At 51.0% G+C, this 19050-nt stretch carries 16 protein-coding genes, 3 pseudogenes and 1 other annotated feature (1 of these 20 only partly in view); of the genes and pseudogenes, 12 read left to right on the forward strand and 7 right to left on the reverse strand.

Annotated elements, in window-relative coordinates:
• Window positions 1-43, forward strand: a sequence feature (Thr leader region); it begins 77 nt to the left of the window's first position.
• 25 nt (window positions 44-68) lie between these two features.
• From thrA to A31E_RS0123415, 4 genes are all read left to right on the forward strand, one after another.
• Entirely contained in the window at window positions 69-2531 is a 2463-nt protein-coding gene (thrA, locus tag A31E_RS00990; protein WP_010378218.1) for a bifunctional aspartate kinase/homoserine dehydrogenase I, read from the forward strand.
• 1 nt (window position 2532) lies between these two features.
• Window positions 2533-3465, forward strand: a complete 933-nt coding sequence (gene thrB, locus A31E_RS00985; protein WP_016249590.1) for a homoserine kinase — start codon at window positions 2533-2535, stop codon at window positions 3463-3465.
• Window positions 3466-4752: a threonine synthase gene (gene thrC / locus A31E_RS00980; protein ID WP_000781035.1), complete on the forward strand. Its 1287-nt coding sequence runs from the start codon at window positions 3466-3468 to the stop codon at window positions 4750-4752.
• Between the two features lie 213 nt (window positions 4753-4965).
• The gene (locus tag A31E_RS0123415; RefSeq protein ID WP_032159450.1) at window positions 4966-5292 is read left to right on the forward strand and encodes a DUF2502 domain-containing protein; all 327 of its coding nucleotides are present in this window, start codon (window positions 4966-4968) and stop codon (window positions 5290-5292) included.
• A gap of 164 nt (window positions 5293-5456) precedes the next feature.
• Here A31E_RS0123415 and yaaA read toward each other — a convergent pair whose 3' ends face one another.
• A complete protein-coding gene (gene yaaA, locus A31E_RS00975; protein ID WP_000906159.1) occupies window positions 5457-6233 on the reverse strand; it encodes a peroxide stress protein YaaA in 777 nt (258 codons plus the stop codon).
• 69 nt (window positions 6234-6302) lie between these two features.
• The gene (locus A31E_RS00970; RefSeq protein WP_016249591.1) at window positions 6303-7733 is read right to left on the reverse strand and encodes an alanine/glycine:cation symporter family protein; all 1431 of its coding nucleotides are present in this window, start codon (window positions 7731-7733) and stop codon (window positions 6303-6305) included.
• A gap of 279 nt (window positions 7734-8012) precedes the next feature.
• On the opposite strand from A31E_RS00970, the gene tal reads away from it, so the two are divergent.
• Both tal and mog read left to right on the forward strand, forming a co-directional pair.
• A complete protein-coding gene (gene tal, locus A31E_RS00965; protein ID WP_000130186.1) occupies window positions 8013-8966 on the forward strand; it encodes a transaldolase in 954 nt (317 codons plus the stop codon).
• 114 nt (window positions 8967-9080) lie between these two features.
• A complete protein-coding gene (gene mog, locus A31E_RS00960) occupies window positions 9081-9668 on the forward strand; it encodes a molybdopterin adenylyltransferase (RefSeq protein WP_001517716.1) in 588 nt (195 codons plus the stop codon).
• 194 nt (window positions 9669-9862) lie between these two features.
• On the opposite strand, the gene satP is transcribed toward mog, so the two are convergent.
• The 3 genes and pseudogenes from satP to A31E_RS00950 form a co-directional block, all read right to left on the reverse strand.
• On the reverse strand, window positions 9863-10429 hold the full coding sequence (satP, locus tag A31E_RS00955; protein ID WP_000528538.1) for an acetate uptake transporter: 567 nt from the start codon (window positions 10427-10429) through the stop codon (window positions 9863-9865).
• Window positions 10430-10577: 148 nt separating this feature from the next.
• Window positions 10578-10691 (reverse strand): annotated as a pseudogene (locus tag A31E_RS26520) (hypothetical protein); the annotation flags it as partial.
• 29 nt (window positions 10692-10720) lie between these two features.
• A pseudogene (locus A31E_RS00950) lies at window positions 10721-10921 on the reverse strand (DUF2541 family protein); the annotation flags it as partial.
• Window positions 10922-11297: 376 nt separating this feature from the next.
• Here A31E_RS00950 and dnaK point away from each other — a divergent pair.
• Window positions 11298-13214, forward strand: coding sequence for a molecular chaperone DnaK (dnaK, locus tag A31E_RS00940; RefSeq protein WP_000516135.1), 1917 nt, complete (start codon window positions 11298-11300; stop codon window positions 13212-13214).
• Between the two features lie 88 nt (window positions 13215-13302).
• Window positions 13303-14433 carry a molecular chaperone DnaJ gene (gene dnaJ, locus A31E_RS00935; protein ID WP_016249592.1) on the forward strand — a complete coding sequence of 377 codons (1131 nt, stop codon included), beginning with the start codon at window positions 13303-13305 and terminating at the stop codon, window positions 14431-14433.
• A 104-nt stretch (window positions 14434-14537) separates the two neighbouring features.
• Here dnaJ and mokC read toward each other — a convergent pair whose 3' ends face one another.
• Entirely contained in the window at window positions 14538-14690 is a 153-nt protein-coding gene (mokC, locus tag A31E_RS0123420) for a type I toxin-antitoxin system toxin MokC (RefSeq protein WP_000809168.1), read from the reverse strand.
• A gap of 583 nt (window positions 14691-15273) precedes the next feature.
• Here mokC and nhaA point away from each other — a divergent pair.
• Entirely contained in the window at window positions 15274-16440 is a 1167-nt protein-coding gene (gene nhaA / locus A31E_RS00930) for a Na+/H+ antiporter NhaA (RefSeq protein ID WP_000681378.1), read from the forward strand.
• A 59-nt stretch (window positions 16441-16499) separates the two neighbouring features.
• The gene (nhaR, locus tag A31E_RS00925) at window positions 16500-17405 is read left to right on the forward strand and encodes a transcriptional activator NhaR (protein ID WP_000062876.1); all 906 of its coding nucleotides are present in this window, start codon (window positions 16500-16502) and stop codon (window positions 17403-17405) included.
• A gap of 102 nt (window positions 17406-17507) precedes the next feature.
• Here nhaR and rpsT read toward each other — a convergent pair whose 3' ends face one another.
• Entirely contained in the window at window positions 17508-17771 is a 264-nt protein-coding gene (gene rpsT / locus A31E_RS00920; RefSeq protein WP_001274018.1) for a 30S ribosomal protein S20, read from the reverse strand.
• 102 nt (window positions 17772-17873) lie between these two features.
• On the opposite strand from rpsT, the pseudogene A31E_RS25985 reads away from it, so the two are divergent.
• Both A31E_RS25985 and ribF read left to right on the forward strand, forming a co-directional pair.
• A pseudogene (locus tag A31E_RS25985) lies at window positions 17874-18092 on the forward strand (DUF2575 domain-containing protein).
• A 7-nt stretch (window positions 18093-18099) separates the two neighbouring features.
• Window positions 18100-19041 carry a bifunctional riboflavin kinase/FAD synthetase gene (ribF, locus tag A31E_RS00915; protein ID WP_000767344.1) on the forward strand — a complete coding sequence of 314 codons (942 nt, stop codon included), beginning with the start codon at window positions 18100-18102 and terminating at the stop codon, window positions 19039-19041.
• The last annotated feature ends 9 nt before the right edge of the window (window positions 19042-19050 follow it).

Below are 19050 nucleotides of genomic sequence, written 5' to 3' on the forward strand. Positions count from 1 at the left end.
ACACAGAAAAAAGCCCGCACCTGACAGTGCGGGCTTTTTTTTCGACCAAAGGTAACGAGGTAACAACCATGCGAGTGTTGAAGTTCGGCGGTACATCAGTGGCAAATGCAGAACGTTTTCTGCGGGTTGCCGATATTCTGGAGAGCAATGCCAGGCAGGGGCAGGTGGCTACCGTCCTCTCTGCCCCCGCCAAAATTACCAACCATCTGGTGGCGATGATTGAAAAAACCATTAGCGGCCAGGATGCTTTACCCAATATCAGCGATGCCGAACGTATTTTTGCCGAACTTCTGACTGGACTCGCCGCCGCCCAGCCGGGATTCCCGCTGGCGCAACTGAAAACGTTTGTCGATCAAGAATTTGCCCAAATTAAGCATGTCCTGCACGGTATTAGCCTGCTGGGACAATGTCCGGACAGCATCAACGCTGCGCTTATCTGCCGTGGTGAAAAAATGTCGATCGCTATTATGGCCGGTGTACTGGAAGCGCGCGGTCACAACGTTACCGTTATCGATCCGGTCGAAAAACTGCTGGCAGTCGGTCATTACCTCGAATCTACCGTCGATATTGCCGAATCTACCCGCCGTATTGCTGCAAGCCGCATTCCGGCTGACCACATGGTGCTGATGGCTGGTTTCACCGCCGGTAATGAAAAAGGCGAACTGGTGGTGCTGGGGCGCAATGGTTCCGACTACTCCGCTGCGGTACTGGCTGCTTGTTTACGCGCCGATTGCTGCGAGATCTGGACGGACGTTGACGGTGTTTATACCTGCGACCCGCGTCAGGTGCCCGATGCGAGGTTGTTGAAGTCGATGTCCTATCAGGAAGCGATGGAGCTTTCTTACTTCGGCGCTAAAGTTCTTCATCCTCGCACCATTACCCCTATCGCCCAGTTCCAGATCCCTTGCCTGATTAAAAACACCGGAAACCCACAAGCGCCCGGTACGCTTATTGGCGCCAGCCGTGACGAAGACGAACTACCGGTAAAAGGGATTTCCAATCTGAATAATATGGCGATGTTCAGCGTTTCCGGTCCAGGAATGAAGGGGATGGTTGGCATGGCGGCGCGTGTGTTTGCTGCAATGTCACGTGCCAGAATTTCGGTGGTGCTGATTACCCAATCGTCTTCCGAATACAGTATCAGTTTCTGCGTTCCACAAAGCGACTGTGCACGCGCTGAACGGGCGATGCAGGAAGAGTTCTACCTTGAACTAAAAGAAGGTTTACTGGAGCCGCTGGCGGTCACTGAACGACTGGCAATAATTTCGGTGGTGGGTGATGGTATGCGCACTTTGCGCGGGATCTCAGCGAAATTCTTTGCCGCGCTGGCTCGAGCCAATATCAATATTGTCGCCATTGCCCAGGGGTCTTCTGAACGCTCAATCTCCGTGGTGGTAAATAACGATGACGCGACGACGGGGGTGCGTGTAACCCACCAGATGCTGTTCAATACCGATCAGGTTATCGAAGTCTTTGTGATTGGCGTCGGTGGCGTTGGCGGTGCGCTGCTGGAGCAACTGAAGCGTCAGCAAAGCTGGCTGAAGAACAAACATATCGACTTACGTGTCTGCGGCGTTGCCAACTCGAAGGCGTTGCTGACCAATGTGCATGGCCTTAACCTGGAAAACTGGCAGGAAGAACTGGCGCAAGCCAAAGAGCCGTTTAATCTCGGGCGTTTAATTCGCCTGGTGAAAGAATATCATCTGTTGAACCCGGTGATTGTCGACTGCACCTCCAGCCAGGCGGTGGCGGATCAATATGCCGACTTCCTGCGTGAAGGTTTCCACGTGGTGACGCCGAATAAAAAGGCCAACACCTCGTCGATGGATTACTACCATCAGTTGCGTTACGCGGCGGAAAAATCACGGCGTAAATTCCTCTACGACACCAATGTCGGTGCGGGACTGCCGGTTATTGAGAACCTGCAAAACTTGCTCAGCGCTGGCGATGAATTGATGAAATTCTCCGGCATTCTTTCTGGCTCGCTCTCGTTTATCTTCGGCAAGTTAGATGAAGGTATGAGCTTCTCTGAAGCGACCACGCTGGCGCGGGAAATGGGTTATACCGAACCGGATCCGCGAGATGACCTGTCCGGTATGGATGTGGCGCGTAAGCTGTTGATTCTCGCCCGTGAAACCGGGCGTGAACTGGAACTGGCGGATATTGAAATCGAACCTGTGCTGCCAGCCGGGTTTAACGCTGAGGGTGATGTTGCGGCTTTTATGGCGAACCTGTCACAGCTTGACGATCTCTTTGCCGCACGCGTGGCGAAGGCTCGTGATGAAGGCAAAGTTTTGCGCTATGTTGGCAACATTGATGAAGATGGTGTCTGCCGCGTGAAGATTGCTGAAGTGGATGGTAACGATCCGCTGTTCAAAGTGAAAAACGGCGAAAACGCATTAGCCTTCTATAGCCACTATTATCAGCCGCTGCCGCTGGTTTTGCGCGGTTACGGCGCGGGCAATGATGTTACGGCTGCCGGTGTCTTTGCCGATCTGCTACGCACCCTCTCATGGAAGTTAGGAGTCTGAAATGGTTAAAGTTTATGCTCCGGCTTCCAGTGCCAATATGAGCGTCGGGTTTGATGTACTCGGCGCGGCGGTAACGCCTGTTGATGGCGAATTGCTTGGGGATGTGGTGACGGTTGAGGCGGCAGAGGCATTCAGTCTCAACAACCTCGGACAGTTTGCCGACAAACTACCGTCAGAACCGCGAGAAAATATCGTTTATCAGTGCTGGGAGCGTTTTTGCCAGGAACTGGGCAAGCAAATTCCAGTGGCGATGACCCTGGAAAAGAATATGCCGATCGGTTCTGGCTTAGGTTCCAGCGCCTGTTCAGTGGTCGCGGCACTGGTCGCGATGAATGAGCACTGTGGCAAGCCGCTCAACGATACCCGCCTGTTGGCCTTGATGGGCGAGCTGGAAGGGCGTATTTCTGGCAGCATTCATTACGACAATGTGGCTCCGTGCTTTCTTGGCGGTATGCAGTTGATGATCGAAGAAAACGGCATCATCAGCCAGCAGGTGCCGGGGTTTGATGAGTGGTTGTGGGTGCTGGCGTATCCGGGGATTAAAGTCTCGACGGCAGAAGCTCGGGCTATTTTACCGGCGCAGTACCGCCGTCAGGATTGCATTGCTCACGGGCGGCATCTGGCGGGCTTCATTCACGCCTGCTATTCCCGTCAGCCTGAGCTTGCCGCGAAGCTGATGAAAGATGTTATCGCTGAACCCTACCGTGAACGTTTACTGCCGGGCTTCAGGCAGGCACGGCAGGCGGTAGCGGAAATCGGCGCAGTAGCGAGCGGTATCTCCGGCTCTGGCCCGACCTTGTTCGCTCTGTGTGACAAGCCGGATACCGCCCAACGCGTTGCTGACTGGTTGGGTAAGAACTACCTGCAAAATCAGGAAGGTTTTGTTCATATTTGCCGGCTGGATACGGCGGGCGCACGAGTACTGGAAAACTAAATGAAACTCTACAATCTGAAAGATCACAACGAACAGGTCAGCTTTGCGCAAGCCGTAACGCAGGGGTTGGGTAAAAATCAGGGGCTATTTTTTCCGCACGATCTACCGGAATTTAGTCTGACCGAAATTGATGAGATGCTGAAGCTGGATTTCGTTACCCGCAGCGCGAAGATCCTCTCAGCGTTTATTGGTGATGAGATCCCGCAGGACGCACTGGAAGAGCGCGTGCGTGCAGCGTTTGCATTCCCGGCTCCGGTTGCCAAAGTTACAAGCGATGTCGGTTGCCTGGAACTGTTCCACGGGCCAACGCTGGCATTTAAAGATTTCGGCGGTCGCTTTATGGCGCAAATGCTGACTCATATTGCGGGCGATAAACCGGTGACTATTCTGACCGCGACCTCCGGCGATACCGGGGCGGCAGTGGCTCACGCGTTCTATGGTTTACCGAATGTAAAAGTGGTTATCCTCTATCCGCGCGGCAAAATCAGCCCACTGCAAGAAAAACTGTTCTGTACATTAGGCGGCAACATTGAAACTGTCGCTATCGACGGCGATTTCGATGCCTGTCAGGCACTGGTGAAGCAGGCGTTTGATGATGAAGAGCTGAAAGTGGCGCTTGGGCTGAACTCAGCTAACTCCATTAATATCAGCCGGTTGCTGGCGCAGATTTGCTACTACTTTGAGGCTGTGGCGCAGTTGCCGCAGGAGGCGCGGAACCAGTTGGTTGTCTCGGTGCCAAGCGGTAACTTCGGTGATTTAACTGCAGGTCTGCTGGCAAAATCTCTCGGTCTGCCGGTGAAGCGTTTTATCGCTGCCACTAACGTTAACGATACAGTGCCGCGTTTCCTGCACGACGGGCAGTGGTCGCCAAAAGCCACCCAGGCGACATTATCCAATGCGATGGATGTTAGCCAGCCGAATAACTGGCCGCGTGTGGAAGAGTTGTTCCGCCGCAAAATTTGGCAATTGAAGGAGTTGGGCTATGCGGCGGTGGATGATGAATCGACCCGGCAGACGATGCGCGAATTAAAAGATCTGGGATATACCTCAGAACCGCATGCTGCCGTGGCTTACCGTGCGCTGCGTGACCAGCTTCACCCAGGCGAATATGGTCTGTTCCTCGGCACCGCGCATCCGGCGAAATTTAAAGAGAGCGTGGAGGTAATTCTTGGTGAAACGCTGGAGCTGCCAAAAGAGCTGGCAGAACGTGCTGATTTACCGCTGCTTTCTCATAATCTGCCCGCTGATTTTGCCGCGCTGCGCAAGCTGATGATGAATCATAAGTAGTATCCATTAATTTCCTGAAAATGGCCGGGCTTGCGTTTATGCAGTTCGGCTTTTTTGTGGAGAAAATATGAGAAAAATCGACAGAAAAAAAGGAGAAATTTTCAATAAATGCGGTAACTTAGCTCTTTTAATTGTAGAGAATGACAACGGGGATTCTTTTACCGTAAGCTCCGGATATCGGCCCATAACTGGCAATGATAAAAGGAGTCACCTGTGAAAAAGATGCAATCTATCCTGCTCGCACTTTCCCTGATTCTGGTCGCTCCTATGGCAGCGCAGGCAGAGGAAATAATGCTAGTACCATCAGTGAAATTACAGATTGGCGATCGCGATCATCGCGGTTACTACTGGGATGGCGGTTACTGGCGTGACCATAACTGGTGGTATAGAAATTACGAATGGCGAGATAATCGCTGGCACCCACACGGATCGCAGCCGCACCATAATTGGTATAATGATCATCGAAATGATCACCGCGGAGATCATCGAAACGATCACGGCGGCGATCATCGTCCAGGTCCGGACAGACACCATCGGTAAACATAACTGCCGGATGACCTCCGGCATTTGAGCCTGATGGCAAACGCAAAATTGCCTGATGCGCTACACTTATCAGGCCTACGTGATCTCTACAATATATTGAATCTGCATGCTTTTGTAGGCCGGATAAGGCGTTTACGCCGTATCCGGCATTTACCGCAAACTTAACGCAGCTCGTAGCGTTTAAACACCAGTTCGCTATTGCTGGAGGTGGCTTCATCAAAGAAGTAACCTTCACGATTAAAGCCAGTCAGTTGTTCTGGTTTGGTCAGGCGATTCTCAATAATAAAACGACTCATCAGGCCGCGTGCTTTCTTAGCGTAGAAACTAATAACCTTAAACTTGCCGTTCTTCTCATCGAGGAACACCGGCTTGATAATCTCAGCATTCAGTTTCTTCGGTTTCACTGATTTAAAATACTCATCTGACGCCAGGTTAATTACTACCTGATCGCCTTGCGCTTCGAGCGCCTCGTTCAGCTTGTTGGTGATCACATCACCCCAGAATTGGTACAGATCTTTGCCCCGGGCGTTCTCAAGACGGATCCCCATTTCCAGACGGTATGGCTGCATTAAATCGAGTGGACGCAGTACGCCATACAAACCGGAAAGCATACGCAGATGCTGCTGGGCAAAAGCGAAATCTTCTTCGCTGAAGGTTTCGGCCTGCAAACCGGTGTAGACATCGCCTTTGAACGCCAGAATCGCCTGCCGGGCATTCTCCGGCGTGAAATCTGGCTGCCAGTCATGAAAGCGAGCGGCGTTGATACCCGCCAGTTTGTCGCTGATATGCATCAGCGTGCTAATCTGCGGGGGTGTCAGCTTCCGCGCTTCGTGAATAAGCTGCTGTGAGTGATCTAACAGCTCCGGCAACGTATAGCGCGTGGTAGCCAACGGGCTTTGATAATCAAGCGTTTTCGCAGGTGAAATCAGAATCAGCATATCCAGTCCTTGCAGGAAATTTACAGCGACTGTAGCAAAAAATGCGGATGAATTGATCGATAGTTGTGATTAGTCCTGCGAAACATCATCCCACGTATCAGGTGCGAGTTGCTGGCCGATGTCCGGGTAGCGCAGCGGATCAAACATCGGGCGTATGCCGAGTTTACGCTGGCGCAGATAATCACTGGCAATGGTATGCACTACCGGAGAGAGCAGCAAAATAGCGGTCAGATTAGTGATCGCCATACACGCCATAATAATATCAGCCAGTTGCCACATCATGGGGAGGCTAAGTAGCGTGCCACCAATCACGGTGGCAAAGATGCAGATACGCAGACACCAGATCGCTTTAGTGTTGTTCATACGTAAAAAGAAAAGGTTATTTTCCGCATAAATGTAATTGGCGACGATAGAGCTGAAGGCAAACAGAATCACCACTATTGTGACAAACTCTGCCCCCCAGGAACCCATTAGTGCTCGCATCGCTTTCTGGAGAAGCTGAATACCCTCCAGCGGCATATAGGTTGTACCGTTTCCGGCCAGCAATATTAGCATGGCGCTTGCCGTGCAGATGACCAGGGTGTCGATAAAAATGCCGATCATCTGAACAATACCTTGTGCTGCCGGATGCGGCGGCCAGGATGCCGCCGCCGCCGCTGCATTTGGTGTCGACCCCATTCCCGCCTCATTAGAAAACATACTGCGCTGAAAGCCGTTCGTAACTGCCTGGCTCAGGGTGTAACCCGCGGTGCCGCCTGCCGCTTCCTGCCAGCCAAAGGCGCTGTCAAAAATAGACCAAATGATGTGAGGAAGTTGCTCGATATTCATCGCACAAATAATCAGACTGGCGAGTACCCAAATTAATGCCATTACAGGGACAAACCATTGCATCAGTCGGGCGACACCATAAATACCGTGGGTTATCGCCAACAGGGCAAAGACAGCGAGTATGATGCCGGTTACTAATGGTGGGACATCAAACGCAAAATGCATCGCGCGGGCGACGGCGTTTGCCTGAACACCGCTGAAAATCAATCCGTAGGCGATGAGCAAAAAGATAGCGAATAGCACGCCCATCCAGCGCATCCCCAATCCACGCGCCATATACCATGCCGGACCACCGCGAAACTGCCCATTAGCGTCACGTTCTTTATAAAGTTGGGCAAGGGAACATTCGGCAAAAGAGGTCGCCATGCCGATAAACGCGGCAATCCACATCCAGAAGATGGCACCGGGTCCACCGGCAGTAATGGCCAGCGCAACACCGGCGAGGTTACCGCTGCCGACGCGCGCGGCAAGACTGGTACACAGTGACTGAAAAGACGTTAAGCCCCCCGGTTGTGGATGAACGCTATTTTTGAGACTTTTGCCAAACTGGCGAATGTAGCGAAACTGAACGAATCTGGTGCGAAAAGTGAACCAGCAACCTGCGCCGAAGAGCAGGTAGATCATCACTGATCCCCATAGAACACTGTTAATAAAAGAGAAAAAGTCAGGCATTCGTATCCCTCTTGTCGCCGGCACGCGGTTACATTCCTGTGTAAACGTTACCAATTGATTAAGAATTATATACGATGTGCATTGGTAGATAACGCTTGTGTAGCATACTTGAGTTTTTGCTTAAAAATGGCGAGCGATATCAACGCAGTGTCAGAAAACCTAAACAGTCTCGCCTGGCGATAACCCTCTCGTCTGCGGTTGCGCTGTCGTTGCGTCGTGATATCATCAGGGCAGACCGGTTACATCCCCCTAACAAGCTGTTTAAAGAGAAATACTATCATGACGGACAAATTGACCTCCCTTCGTCAGTACACCACTGTAGTGGCCGACACTGGGGACATCGCGGCAATGAAGCTGTATCAACCGCAGGATGCCACAACCAACCCTTCTCTCATTCTTAACGCAGCGCAGATTCCGGAATACCGCAAGTTGATTGATGATGCTGTCGCATGGGCGAAACAGCAGAGCAACGATCGCGCACAGCAAATCGTGGACGCGACTGACAAACTGGCAGTAAACATTGGTCTGGAAATCCTGAAACTGGTTCCTGGCCGTATCTCAACTGAAGTTGATGCACGTCTTTCCTATGACACCGAAGCGTCAATTGCAAAAGCAAAACGTCTGATCAAGCTCTACAACGATGCGGGTATCAGCAACGATCGTATTCTGATCAAACTGGCGTCTACCTGGCAGGGTATCCGTGCTGCTGAACAGCTAGAAAAAGAAGGTATCAACTGTAACCTGACTCTGCTGTTTTCCTTCGCCCAGGCGCGTGCTTGTGCAGAAGCTGGCGTATTCCTGATCTCTCCGTTTGTTGGCCGTATTCTTGACTGGTACAAAGCCAATACCGACAAGAAAGAGTACGCTCCGGCAGAAGATCCTGGCGTGGTTTCTGTATCGGAAATCTACCAGTACTACAAAGAGCATGGTTATGAAACCGTGGTTATGGGCGCAAGCTTCCGTAACATCGGTGAAATTCTGGAACTGGCAGGTTGCGACCGCCTGACCATTGCTCCGGCACTGCTGAAAGAACTGGCAGAGAGCGAAGGGGCTATTGAACGTAAACTGTCCTACACTGGCGAAGTGAAAGCGCGTCCGGCACGTATCACTGAGTCCGAGTTCCTGTGGCAGCACAACCAGGATCCAATGGCTGTAGATAAACTGGCGGAAGGTATCCGTAAGTTTGCTGTTGACCAGGAAAAACTGGAAAAAATGATCGGCGCTCTGCTGTAATCATTCTTAGCGTGGCCGGGAAGTCGGTCACGCTACCTCTTCTGAAGCCTGTCTGTCACTCCCTTCGCAGTGTATCATTCTGTTTAACGAGACTGTTTAAACGGAAAAATCTTGATGAATACTTTACGTATCGGCTTAGTTTCCATTTCTGATCGCGCGTCCAGCGGCGTTTATCAGGATAAAGGCATTCCTGCACTGGAAGAGTGGCTGGCATCGGCGCTGACGACGCCATTTGAGCTGGAAACCCGTTTAATCCCTGATGAGCAGGCGATCATTGAGCAAACCTTGTGTGAGCTGGTGGACGAAATGAGTTGCCATCTGGTGCTGACAACCGGCGGTACTGGCCCCGCGCGCCGTGACGTGACACCCGATGCAACGTTGGCAGTAGCCGATCGCGAGATGCCGGGTTTTGGCGAACAGATGCGCCAGATTAGCCTGCATTTTGTACCAACCGCGATCCTTTCGCGGCAGGTGGGCGTGATTCGTAAACAGGCATTGATTCTTAATTTGCCTGGTCAGCCGAAGTCCATCAAAGAGACGCTGGAAGGCGTGAAGGATGGCGAGGGCAATGTCGTGGTGCACGGTATTTTTGCCAGTGTGCCGTACTGCATTCAGTTGCTGGAAGGACCATACGTTGAAACGGCACCTGAAGTGGTAGCGGCATTCAGACCGAAGAGTGCAAGACGTGAAGTTAGCGAATAAAAAAATCCCCCCAGGCGGGGGGATCAGACTGATGACAAACGCAAAACTGCCTGATGCGCTACGCTTATCAGGCCTACGATCTTCCTGCAATATATTGAATTTGCATGATTATGTAGGCCGGATAAGGCGTTCACGCCGCATCCGGCATGAATAAAGCGCACGCTGATATCCCCCGTGCGGGGGATATCAAGCAATTAGTGGGATTCACCAATTGGCAGAACGGTGCGACCAAACTGCTCGTTCAGCACTTCACCCATTGCCAGGTAGATCGCGCTGGCACCGCAGATCAGACCTATCCAGCCCGCGAAGTGGATGATCGCAGCGTTACCGGCAATGTTACCGATAGCCAGTAGGGCAAACAGCACGGTCAGGCTGAAGAAAACGAATTGCAGAACGCGTGCACCTTTTAGCGTGCCGAAGAACATAAACAGCGTAAACACGCCCCACAGCCCCAGATAAACACCGAGGAACTGCGCATTCGGCGCGTCGGTCAGACCCAGTTTCGGCATCAGCAGAATCGCAACCAGCGTCAGCCAAAAAGAGCCGTAAGAAGTGAAGGCAGTTAAGCCGAAAGTGTTGCCTTTTTTATACTCCAGCAGACCGGCAAAAATTTGCGCGATACCGCCGTAGAAGATGCCCATGGCGAGAATAATACCGTCCAGAGCGAAATAACCCACGTTGTGCAGGTTAAGCAGAATGGTGGTCATGCCGAAGCCCATCAGGCCCAGCGGTGCCGGATTAGCCAACTTAGTGTTGCCCATAATTCCTCAAAAATCATCATCGAATGAATGGTGAAATAATTTCCCTGAATAACTGTAGTGTTTTCGGGGCGCGGCATAATAATCAGCCAGTGGGGCAGTGTCTATGATCTTTTGATGGGAAAATGAAAATTTTCCCCGGTATCAGGTATCACACTTGAGTGGTGTTAACTATTCGCCGCAGGAAGGCGATTTGTAGTAGTGCCGGGATCGTGACGCGAAGGACGCTACCGCTGACGGCTTTAACCCCATTTAATGCTGCGCCACAGGCTTCCCTGACTCGCTTTAAAAGTCGCTTAACTGTAAATCGCCATGATCGGCGGTGAGTTGTATGTGTTTTACAACGCGGCAAACGGGGCATTGCAGTGCGGGATCGTTAGTTTCATTACGCGTCATGGCAATGACGTCGAGGATTTTATGGTCGTTAGCCTGCGCGGCACAGCACAACATAAGGCCAATAGCCAGGCTGACAGAAATCGTAAAAACAGATTTCATAAGGATTCTCCTTGTGGGGAGCACCAGGAGGACAAATAGCGACTGGTTTGTTGGCAGAGAAAACATGACGCATGAACGTAATATGTTATTTTTATTACAATTTTTTGGTGATAGTTTTGTGTTGAATTCATCCTTTATAGGAATTAAATTCCAGTCCGTTTCTCGTCTTCTTCCGCCATATCGCGAAATTTCTGCGCAAAAGCACAAAAAATTTTTGCATCTCCCCCTTGATGACGTGGGTTACGACCCCATTTAGTAGTCAACCGCAGTGAGTGAGTCTGCAAAAAAATGAAATTGGGCAGTTGAAACCAGACGTTTCGCCCCTATTACAGACTCACAACCACATGATGACCGAATATATAGTGGAGACGTTTAGATGGGTAAAATAATTGGTATCGACCTGGGTACTACCAACTCTTGTGTAGCGATTATGGATGGCACCACTCCTCGTGTGCTGGAGAACGCCGAAGGCGATCGCACCACGCCTTCTATCATTGCCTATACCCAGGATGGTGAAACTCTGGTTGGTCAGCCGGCTAAACGTCAGGCAGTGACGAACCCGCAAAACACCCTGTTTGCGATTAAACGCCTGATTGGCCGCCGCTTCCAGGACGAAGAAGTACAGCGTGATGTTTCCATCATGCCGTTCAAAATTATTGCTGCTGATAACGGCGACGCATGGGTCGAAGTTAAAGGCCAGAAAATGGCACCGCCGCAGATTTCTGCCGAAGTGCTGAAAAAAATGAAGAAAACTGCAGAAGATTACCTGGGTGAACCGGTAACTGAAGCAGTTATCACCGTACCGGCATACTTTAACGATGCTCAGCGTCAGGCAACGAAAGACGCAGGCCGTATCGCTGGTCTGGAAGTAAAACGTATCATCAACGAACCGACCGCCGCTGCACTGGCTTACGGTCTGGACAAAGGTACAGGCAACCGTACTATCGCTGTTTATGACCTTGGTGGTGGTACTTTCGATATTTCCATTATCGAAATCGACGAAGTTGACGGTGAAAAAACCTTCGAAGTTCTGGCAACCAACGGTGATACCCACCTGGGTGGTGAAGACTTCGACAGCCGCCTGATCAACTACCTGGTTGAAGAATTCAAGAAAGATCAGGGCATTGACCTGCGTAACGATCCGCTGGCAATGCAGCGTCTGAAAGAAGCGGCAGAAAAAGCGAAAATCGAGCTGTCTTCTGCTCAGCAGACCGACGTTAACCTGCCGTACATCACTGCAGACGCGACCGGTCCGAAACACATGAACATCAAAGTGACTCGTGCAAAACTGGAAAGCCTGGTAGAAGACCTGGTGAACCGTTCCATCGAGCCGCTGAAAGTTGCTCTGCAGGACGCTGGCCTGTCCGTATCTGATATCGACGATGTTATCCTCGTTGGTGGTCAGACTCGTATGCCAATGGTTCAGAAGAAAGTTGCTGAATTCTTTGGTAAAGAGCCGCGTAAAGACGTTAACCCGGACGAAGCTGTGGCAATCGGTGCTGCCGTTCAGGGTGGTGTACTGACTGGCGACGTGAAAGACGTACTGCTGCTGGACGTTACCCCGCTGTCTCTGGGTATCGAAACCATGGGCGGTGTGATGACGACGCTGATCGCGAAAAACACCACTATCCCGACCAAGCACAGCCAGGTGTTCTCTACCGCTGAAGACAACCAGTCTGCAGTAACCATCCACGTGCTGCAGGGTGAACGTAAACGTGCGGCTGATAACAAATCTCTGGGTCAGTTCAACCTGGATGGTATCAACCCGGCACCGCGCGGTATGCCGCAGATCGAAGTTACCTTCGATATCGATGCTGACGGTATCCTGCACGTTTCTGCGAAAGACAAAAACAGCGGTAAAGAGCAGAAGATCACCATTAAGGCTTCTTCTGGTCTGAACGAAGATGAAATCCAGAAAATGGTACGCGACGCTGAAGCTAACGCCGAAGCAGACCGTAAGTTTGAAGAGCTGGTACAGACTCGCAACCAGGGCGACCATCTGCTGCACAGCACCCGTAAGCAGGTTGAAGAAGCAGGCGACAAACTGCCGGCTGACGACAAAACTGCCATCGAGTCTGCGCTGACTGCGCTGGAAACTGCTCTGAAAGGTGAAGACAAAGCCGCTATCGAAGCGAAAATGCAGGAACTGGCACAGGTTTCCCAGAAACTGATGGAAATCGCCCAACAGCAACATGCCCAGCAGCAGACTGCCGGTGCTGATGCTTCTGCAAACAACGCGAAAGATGACGATGTTGTCGACGCTGAATTCGAAGAAGTCAAAGACAAAAAATAATCGCCCTATAAACGGGTAATTATACTGACACGGGCGAAGGGGATTTTCCTCTCCGCCCGTGCATTCATCTAGGGGCAAATTAAAAAAGATGGCTAAGCAAGATTATTACGAGATTTTAGGCGTTTCCAAAACTGCGGAAGAGCGTGAAATCAAAAAGGCCTATAAACGCCTGGCCATGAAATATCACCCGGACCGTAACCAGGGTGACAAAGAGGCCGAGGTGAAATTTAAAGAGATCAAGGAAGCTTATGAAGTTCTGACCGATTCGCAAAAACGCGCGGCATACGATCAGTATGGTCATGCGGCGTTTGAGCAAGGCGGCATGGGCGGCGGCGGTTTTGGCGGCGGCGCAGACTTCAGCGATATTTTTGGTGACGTTTTTGGCGATATTTTTGGCGGCGGACGTGGTCGTCAACGTGCGGCGCGTGGTGCTGATTTACGCTATAACATGGAGCTCACCCTCGAAGAAGCTGTACGTGGCGTGACCAAAGAGATCCGCATTCCGACTCTGGAAGAGTGTGACGTTTGCCACGGTAGCGGTGCAAAACCGGGTACGCAACCGCAGACCTGTCCGACCTGTCATGGTTCTGGTCAAGTGCAGATGCGCCAGGGGTTCTTTGCCGTACAGCAGACCTGTCCACACTGTCAGGGCCGAGGTACGCTGATCAAAGATCCGTGCAACAAATGTCATGGTCATGGTCGTGTTGAGCGTAGCAAAACGCTGTCCGTTAAAATCCCGGCAGGGGTGGACACTGGAGACCGCATCCGTCTTGCGGGCGAAGGTGAAGCGGGCGAGCACGGCGCACCAGCAGGCGATCTGTACGTCCAGGTTCAGGTTAAACAGCACCCGATTTTCGAACGTGAAGGTAACAACCTGTATTGCGAAGTGCCGATCAACTTCGCGATGGCCGCACTTGGTGGTGAAATCGAAGTGCCGACCCTCGATGGTCGCGTCAAACTGAAAGTGCCTGGAGAAACCCAGACCGGTAAGCTGTTCCGCATGCGTGGTAAAGGCGTGAAGTCTGTCCGCGGCGGTGCGCAGGGGGATTTACTGTGCCGCGTCGTGGTCGAAACACCGGTAGGTCTGAACGAGAAGCAGAAACAACTGCTGCAAGATCTGCAAGAAAGCTTCGGAGGCCCAACCGGCGAGCACAACAGCCCGCGTTCGAAGAGTTTCTTCGACGGCGTGAAGAAGTTTTTTGACGACCTGACTCGCTAATTTCCTGAAAAGCCTACCCGTGGGCAGGCTTGGGTAAAAACAAGGGTGCGTTGAAGATATGCGAGCACCTGTAAAGTGGCGGGGATTACTCCCCGCCGTTGCTCTTACTCGGATTCGTAAGCCGTGAAAACAGCAACCTCCGTCTGGCCAGTTCGGATGTGAACCTCACAGAGGTCTTTTCTCGTTACCAGCGCCGCCACTACGGCGGTGATACAGATGACGATCAGGGCGACAATCATCGCCTTATGCTGCTTCATTGCTCTCTTCTCCTTGACCTTACGGTCAGTAAGAGGCACTCTACATGTGTTCAGCATATAGGGGGCCTCGGGTTGATGGTAAAATATCACTCGGGGCTTTTCTCTATCTGCCATCCAGCTAATGCCTGAGACAGACAGCCTCAAGCACCCGCCGCTATTATACTATTCACTTTAATCCATTTGATTATATCAACCCCAATCCTGAAGACGCCTCGCATTTTTATGGCGTAATTTTTTAAGGATTCAATTAGTTAACGTTGATTTGTCCCTTTATTGCAATTATTGAGGACAAGTTGGATATATTTGAAATATCGCCCTAACAAACAGCTCTGGCTTACCACAAATTAATTATTACTTTTCCGAATAAATCCTTCAGAAATCGTGACCTTAAGCTATGATTATTGAGTTTTGAGGTCATCAGCCACCGCTTTCGGGCGTCAAAAAATCTTCCTCCGCTGGTGAAGCAACCTCCTTTATAGATCGTAAAAAGCGAACTATTCCTACATTATAATCTGATTTTAACGATGATTCTTGCGGGGTAAAATAGTAAAAACGATCTATTCACCTGAAAGAGAAATAAAAAGTGAAACATCTGCATCGATTCTTTAGTAGTGATGCCTCGGGAGGCATTATTCTCATTATTGCCGCTGTTCTGGCGATGATTATGGCCAACAGCGGCGCAACCAGTGGATGGTATCACGACTTTCTTGAAACGCCGGTTCAGCTTCGGGTTGGTTCACTTGAGATCAACAAAAACATGCTGTTATGGATAAATGACGCACTGATGGCGATATTTTTCCTGTTAGTTGGTCTGGAAGTTAAACGCGAACTGATGCAAGGATCGCTGGCCAGCCTGCGGCAGGCTGCGTTTCCGGTCATTGCCGCTATCGGCGGGATGATTGTCCCGGCATTGCTCTATCTGGCTTTTAACTATGCTGATCCTATCACTCGTGAAGGGTGGGCGATCCCGGCGGCTACTGACATTGCCTTTGCGCTTGGTGTACTGGCGTTATTGGGAAGCCGTGTGCCGTTAGCGCTGAAGATCTTTTTGATGGCGCTGGCTATTATCGATGATCTTGGTGCCATCATTATCATCGCCTTGTTTTACACCAATGACTTGTCGATGGCTTCTCTTGGCGTTGCTGCAGTGGCGATTGCTGTACTCGCTGTGTTGAACATGTGTGGCGTGCGCCGTACAGGGGTTTATATTCTGGTTGGTGTGGTGCTGTGGACGGCCGTGCTGAAATCAGGCGTCCATGCAACGCTGGCTGGGGTTATTGTTGGCTTCTTTATTCCGTTAAAAGAGAAACATGGGCGTTCTCCGGCGAAGCGCCTGGAGCATGTATTGCATCCGTGGGTGGCTTATCTGATCTTGCCGCTATTTGCTTTTGCCAATGCTGGTGTTTCTCTGCAAGGCGTGACGCTGGATGGCCTGACCTCCATTCTGCCATTAGGGATCATCGCCGGTTTGCTGATTGGCAAGCCGCTGGGTATTAGTCTGTTCTGCTGGCTGGCGCTGCGTTTGAAGCTGGCACATCTGCCAGAGGGAACGACTTATCAGCAAATTATGGCTGTTGGGATCCTGTGCGGTATCGGTTTTACTATGTCTATTTTTATCGCCAGCCTGGCCTTTGGTAGCGTAGATCCAGAACTGATTAACTGGGCGAAATTAGGCATTCTGGTCGGTTCAATCTCTTCGGCGGTAATTGGATATAGCTGGCTACGCATTCGTCTACGTCCATCTGTTTGATCGGGCGATGTACCGGGGAGCCATAAATGGCTCCCTTTTCATTGTTATCAGGGAGAGAAATGAGCATGTCTCATATCAATTACAACCACTTGTATTACTTCTGGCATGTCTACAAAGAAGGTTCTGTGGTTGGCGCAGCGGAGGCGCTTTATTTAACACCACAAACGATTACCGGGCAGATCAGGGCGCTGGAAGAGCGTCTGCAAGGGAAACTATTTAAGCGCAAAGGACGTGGCCTGGAACCCAGTGAACTGGGGGAACTGGTTTATCGCTATGCCGATAAAATGTTCACGTTAAGCCAGGAAATGCTGGATATCGTCAACTATCGCAAAGAGTCTAACTTATTGTTTGATGTTGGCGTTGCAGATGCACTTTCGAAACGCCTGGTCAGCAGTGTTCTGGATGCCGCAGTTGTAGAAGACGAGCAGATCCATCTACGCTGCTTTGAATCGACGCACGAGATGCTGTTGGAGCAACTGAGTCAGCATAAGTTGGATATGATCATCTCTGACTGTCCGATCGACTCCACCCAGCAGGAGGGGCTATTTTCCATAAAAATTGGCGAGTGTGGTGTCAGTTTCTGGTGCACTAACCCGCTGCCAGAAAAACCGTTTCCAGCCTGTCTGGAGCAACGTCGCTTACTTATACCGGGGCGGCGCTCAATGTTGGGACGCAAGCTATTAAACTGGTTTAACTCCCAGGGATTGAATGTTGAAATTCTGGGGGAGTTTGATGATGCGGCGTTGATGAAAGCCTTTGGTGCGACGCACAATGCTATTTTTGTTGCACCTTCACTTTACGCCAATGATTTTTATACCGATAACTCGGTTGTGGAGATTGGTCGCGTTGAGAACGTCATGGAAGAGTACCATGCGATTTTTGCCGAAAGGATGATCCAGCACCCTGCGGTACAGCGTATTTGCAATACAGATTACTCTGCGCTGTTTACTTCAGCCGCGAAATAGCCATTCGTACTTTGCAGGCTACAGTGTTGGCCTGCTTTTGCTCGTTGGCATAAAAAAACCCGCTTGCGCGGGTTTTTTTACAAAGCTGACAACAAAAGGCGATTAAGCCAGTTTGTTGATCTGTGCAGCCAGGTTAGCCTTATGACGTGCAGCTTTGTTTTTGTGGATCAGACCTTTAGCAGCCTGACGGTCCACGATCGGTTGCATTTCGTTAAATGCTTTCAGTGCAGCAGCTTTGTCGCCAGCTTCGATAGCTGCGTATACTTTCTTGATGAAAGTACGCATCATAGAGCGACGGCTTGCGTTGTGCTTACGAGCCTTTTCAGACTGAATGGCGCGCTTCTTAGCTGATTTGATATTAGCCAAGGTCCAACTCCCAAATGTGTTCTATATGGACAATTCAAAGGCCGAGGAATATGCCCTTTTAGCCTTCTTTTGTCAATGGATTTGTGCAAATAAGCGCCGTTAATATGGCAGCGCTCGTTGCGTAGTGATGGCGCAGGATTCTACCAGCTTGCAGGGTGTGAATACAGCTTTTCCGCGAGAAAAATTGCAGCAGGCCGTTAGTTTCTTACCGTGATTTGCGCCATGGCAATGAAAAGCCACTTCTTTCTAATTTCAGTACTCAATCGCCGGTTAACCTTGACCGCTGTACAAGGTATACTCGGACGATTTTCACTGTTTTGAGCCAGACATGAAGCTGATACGCGGCATACATAATCTCAGCCAGGCCCCGCAAGAAGGGTGTGTGCTGACTATTGGTAATTTCGACGGCGTGCATCGCGGTCATCGCGCGCTGTTGCAGGGCTTGCAGGAAGAAGGGCGCAGGCGCAACTTACCGGTGATGGTGATGATTTTTGAGCCTCAACCACTGGAACTGTTTGCCACCGACAAAGCCCCGGCACGCCTGACCCGGCTGCGGGAAAAACTGCGTTATCTTGCCGAGTGCGGCGTAGATTACGTGCTGTGCGTGCGTTTTGACAGGCGCTTTGCGGCGCTGACGGCGCAAAATTTTATCAGCGATCTACTGGTGAAGCAGTTGCGGGTAAAATTTCTTGCTGTGGGTGATGATTTCCGCTTTGGCGCTGGTCGTGAAGGCGATTTCTTGTTATTACAGAAAGCTGGCGCAGAATACGGCTTCGACATCACCAGTACGCAAACTTTCTGTGAAGGTGGCGTGCGTATCAGTAGTACTGCCGTGCGTCAGGCCCTGGCGGATGACAACCTGGCTCTGGCTGAAAGTTTACTGGGGCACCCGTTTGCCATCTCCGGGCGTGTTGTCCACGGTGATGAGTTAGGGCGCACTATTGGTTTCCCGACGGCGAATGTACCGCTGCGTCGTCAGGTTTCCCCGGTGAAAGGGGTTTATGCGGTGGAAGTGCTGGGCCTCGGTGAAAAACCGTTGCCTGGCGTCGCGAACATCGGCACGCGCCCAACGGTAGCAGGCATTCGCCAGCAACTGGAAGTGCATGTTCTGGATGTTGCAATGGACCTTTACGGTCGCCATATACAAGTAGTGCTGCGTAAAAAAATACGCAGTGAGCAGCGATTTGCGTCGCTGGACGAACTGAAAGCGCAGATTGCGCGTGATGAATTAACCGCCCGCGAATTTTTTGGGCTAACAAAACCGGCTTAAGCCTGTTAT

Source organism: Escherichia sp. KTE159 (assembly GCF_000408805.1).
Classification (GTDB): domain Bacteria; phylum Pseudomonadota; class Gammaproteobacteria; order Enterobacterales; family Enterobacteriaceae; genus Escherichia; species Escherichia marmotae.

Bases quoted from the DNA above. Each gene is read 5' to 3' on its own strand.
- thrC (WP_000781035.1), top strand. From the start codon at position 3,466: ATGAAACTCTACAATCTGAAAGATCACAACGAACAGGTCAGCTTTGCG.
- satP (WP_000528538.1), bottom strand. From the start codon at position 10,429: ATGGGCAACACTAAGTTGGCTAATCCGGCACCGCTGGGCCTGATGGGC.
- tal (WP_000130186.1), top strand. From the start codon at position 8,013: ATGACGGACAAATTGACCTCCCTTCGTCAGTACACCACTGTAGTGGCC.
- mokC (WP_000809168.1), bottom strand. From the start codon at position 14,690: ATGAAGCAGCATAAGGCGATGATTGTCGCCCTGATCGTCATCTGTATC.
- nhaR (WP_000062876.1), top strand. From the start codon at position 16,500: ATGAGCATGTCTCATATCAATTACAACCACTTGTATTACTTCTGGCAT.
- mog (WP_001517716.1), top strand. From the start codon at position 9,081: ATGAATACTTTACGTATCGGCTTAGTTTCCATTTCTGATCGCGCGTCC.
- thrB (WP_016249590.1), top strand. From the start codon at position 2,533: ATGGTTAAAGTTTATGCTCCGGCTTCCAGTGCCAATATGAGCGTCGGG.
- A31E_RS00970 (WP_016249591.1), bottom strand. From the start codon at position 7,733: ATGCCTGACTTTTTCTCTTTTATTAACAGTGTTCTATGGGGATCAGTG.
- ribF (WP_000767344.1), top strand. From the start codon at position 18,100: ATGAAGCTGATACGCGGCATACATAATCTCAGCCAGGCCCCGCAAGAA.
- dnaJ (WP_016249592.1), top strand. From the start codon at position 13,303: ATGGCTAAGCAAGATTATTACGAGATTTTAGGCGTTTCCAAAACTGCG.
- yaaA (WP_000906159.1), bottom strand. From the start codon at position 6,233: ATGCTGATTCTGATTTCACCTGCGAAAACGCTTGATTATCAAAGCCCG.
- dnaK (WP_000516135.1), top strand. From the start codon at position 11,298: ATGGGTAAAATAATTGGTATCGACCTGGGTACTACCAACTCTTGTGTA.
- thrA (WP_010378218.1), top strand. From the start codon at position 69: ATGCGAGTGTTGAAGTTCGGCGGTACATCAGTGGCAAATGCAGAACGT.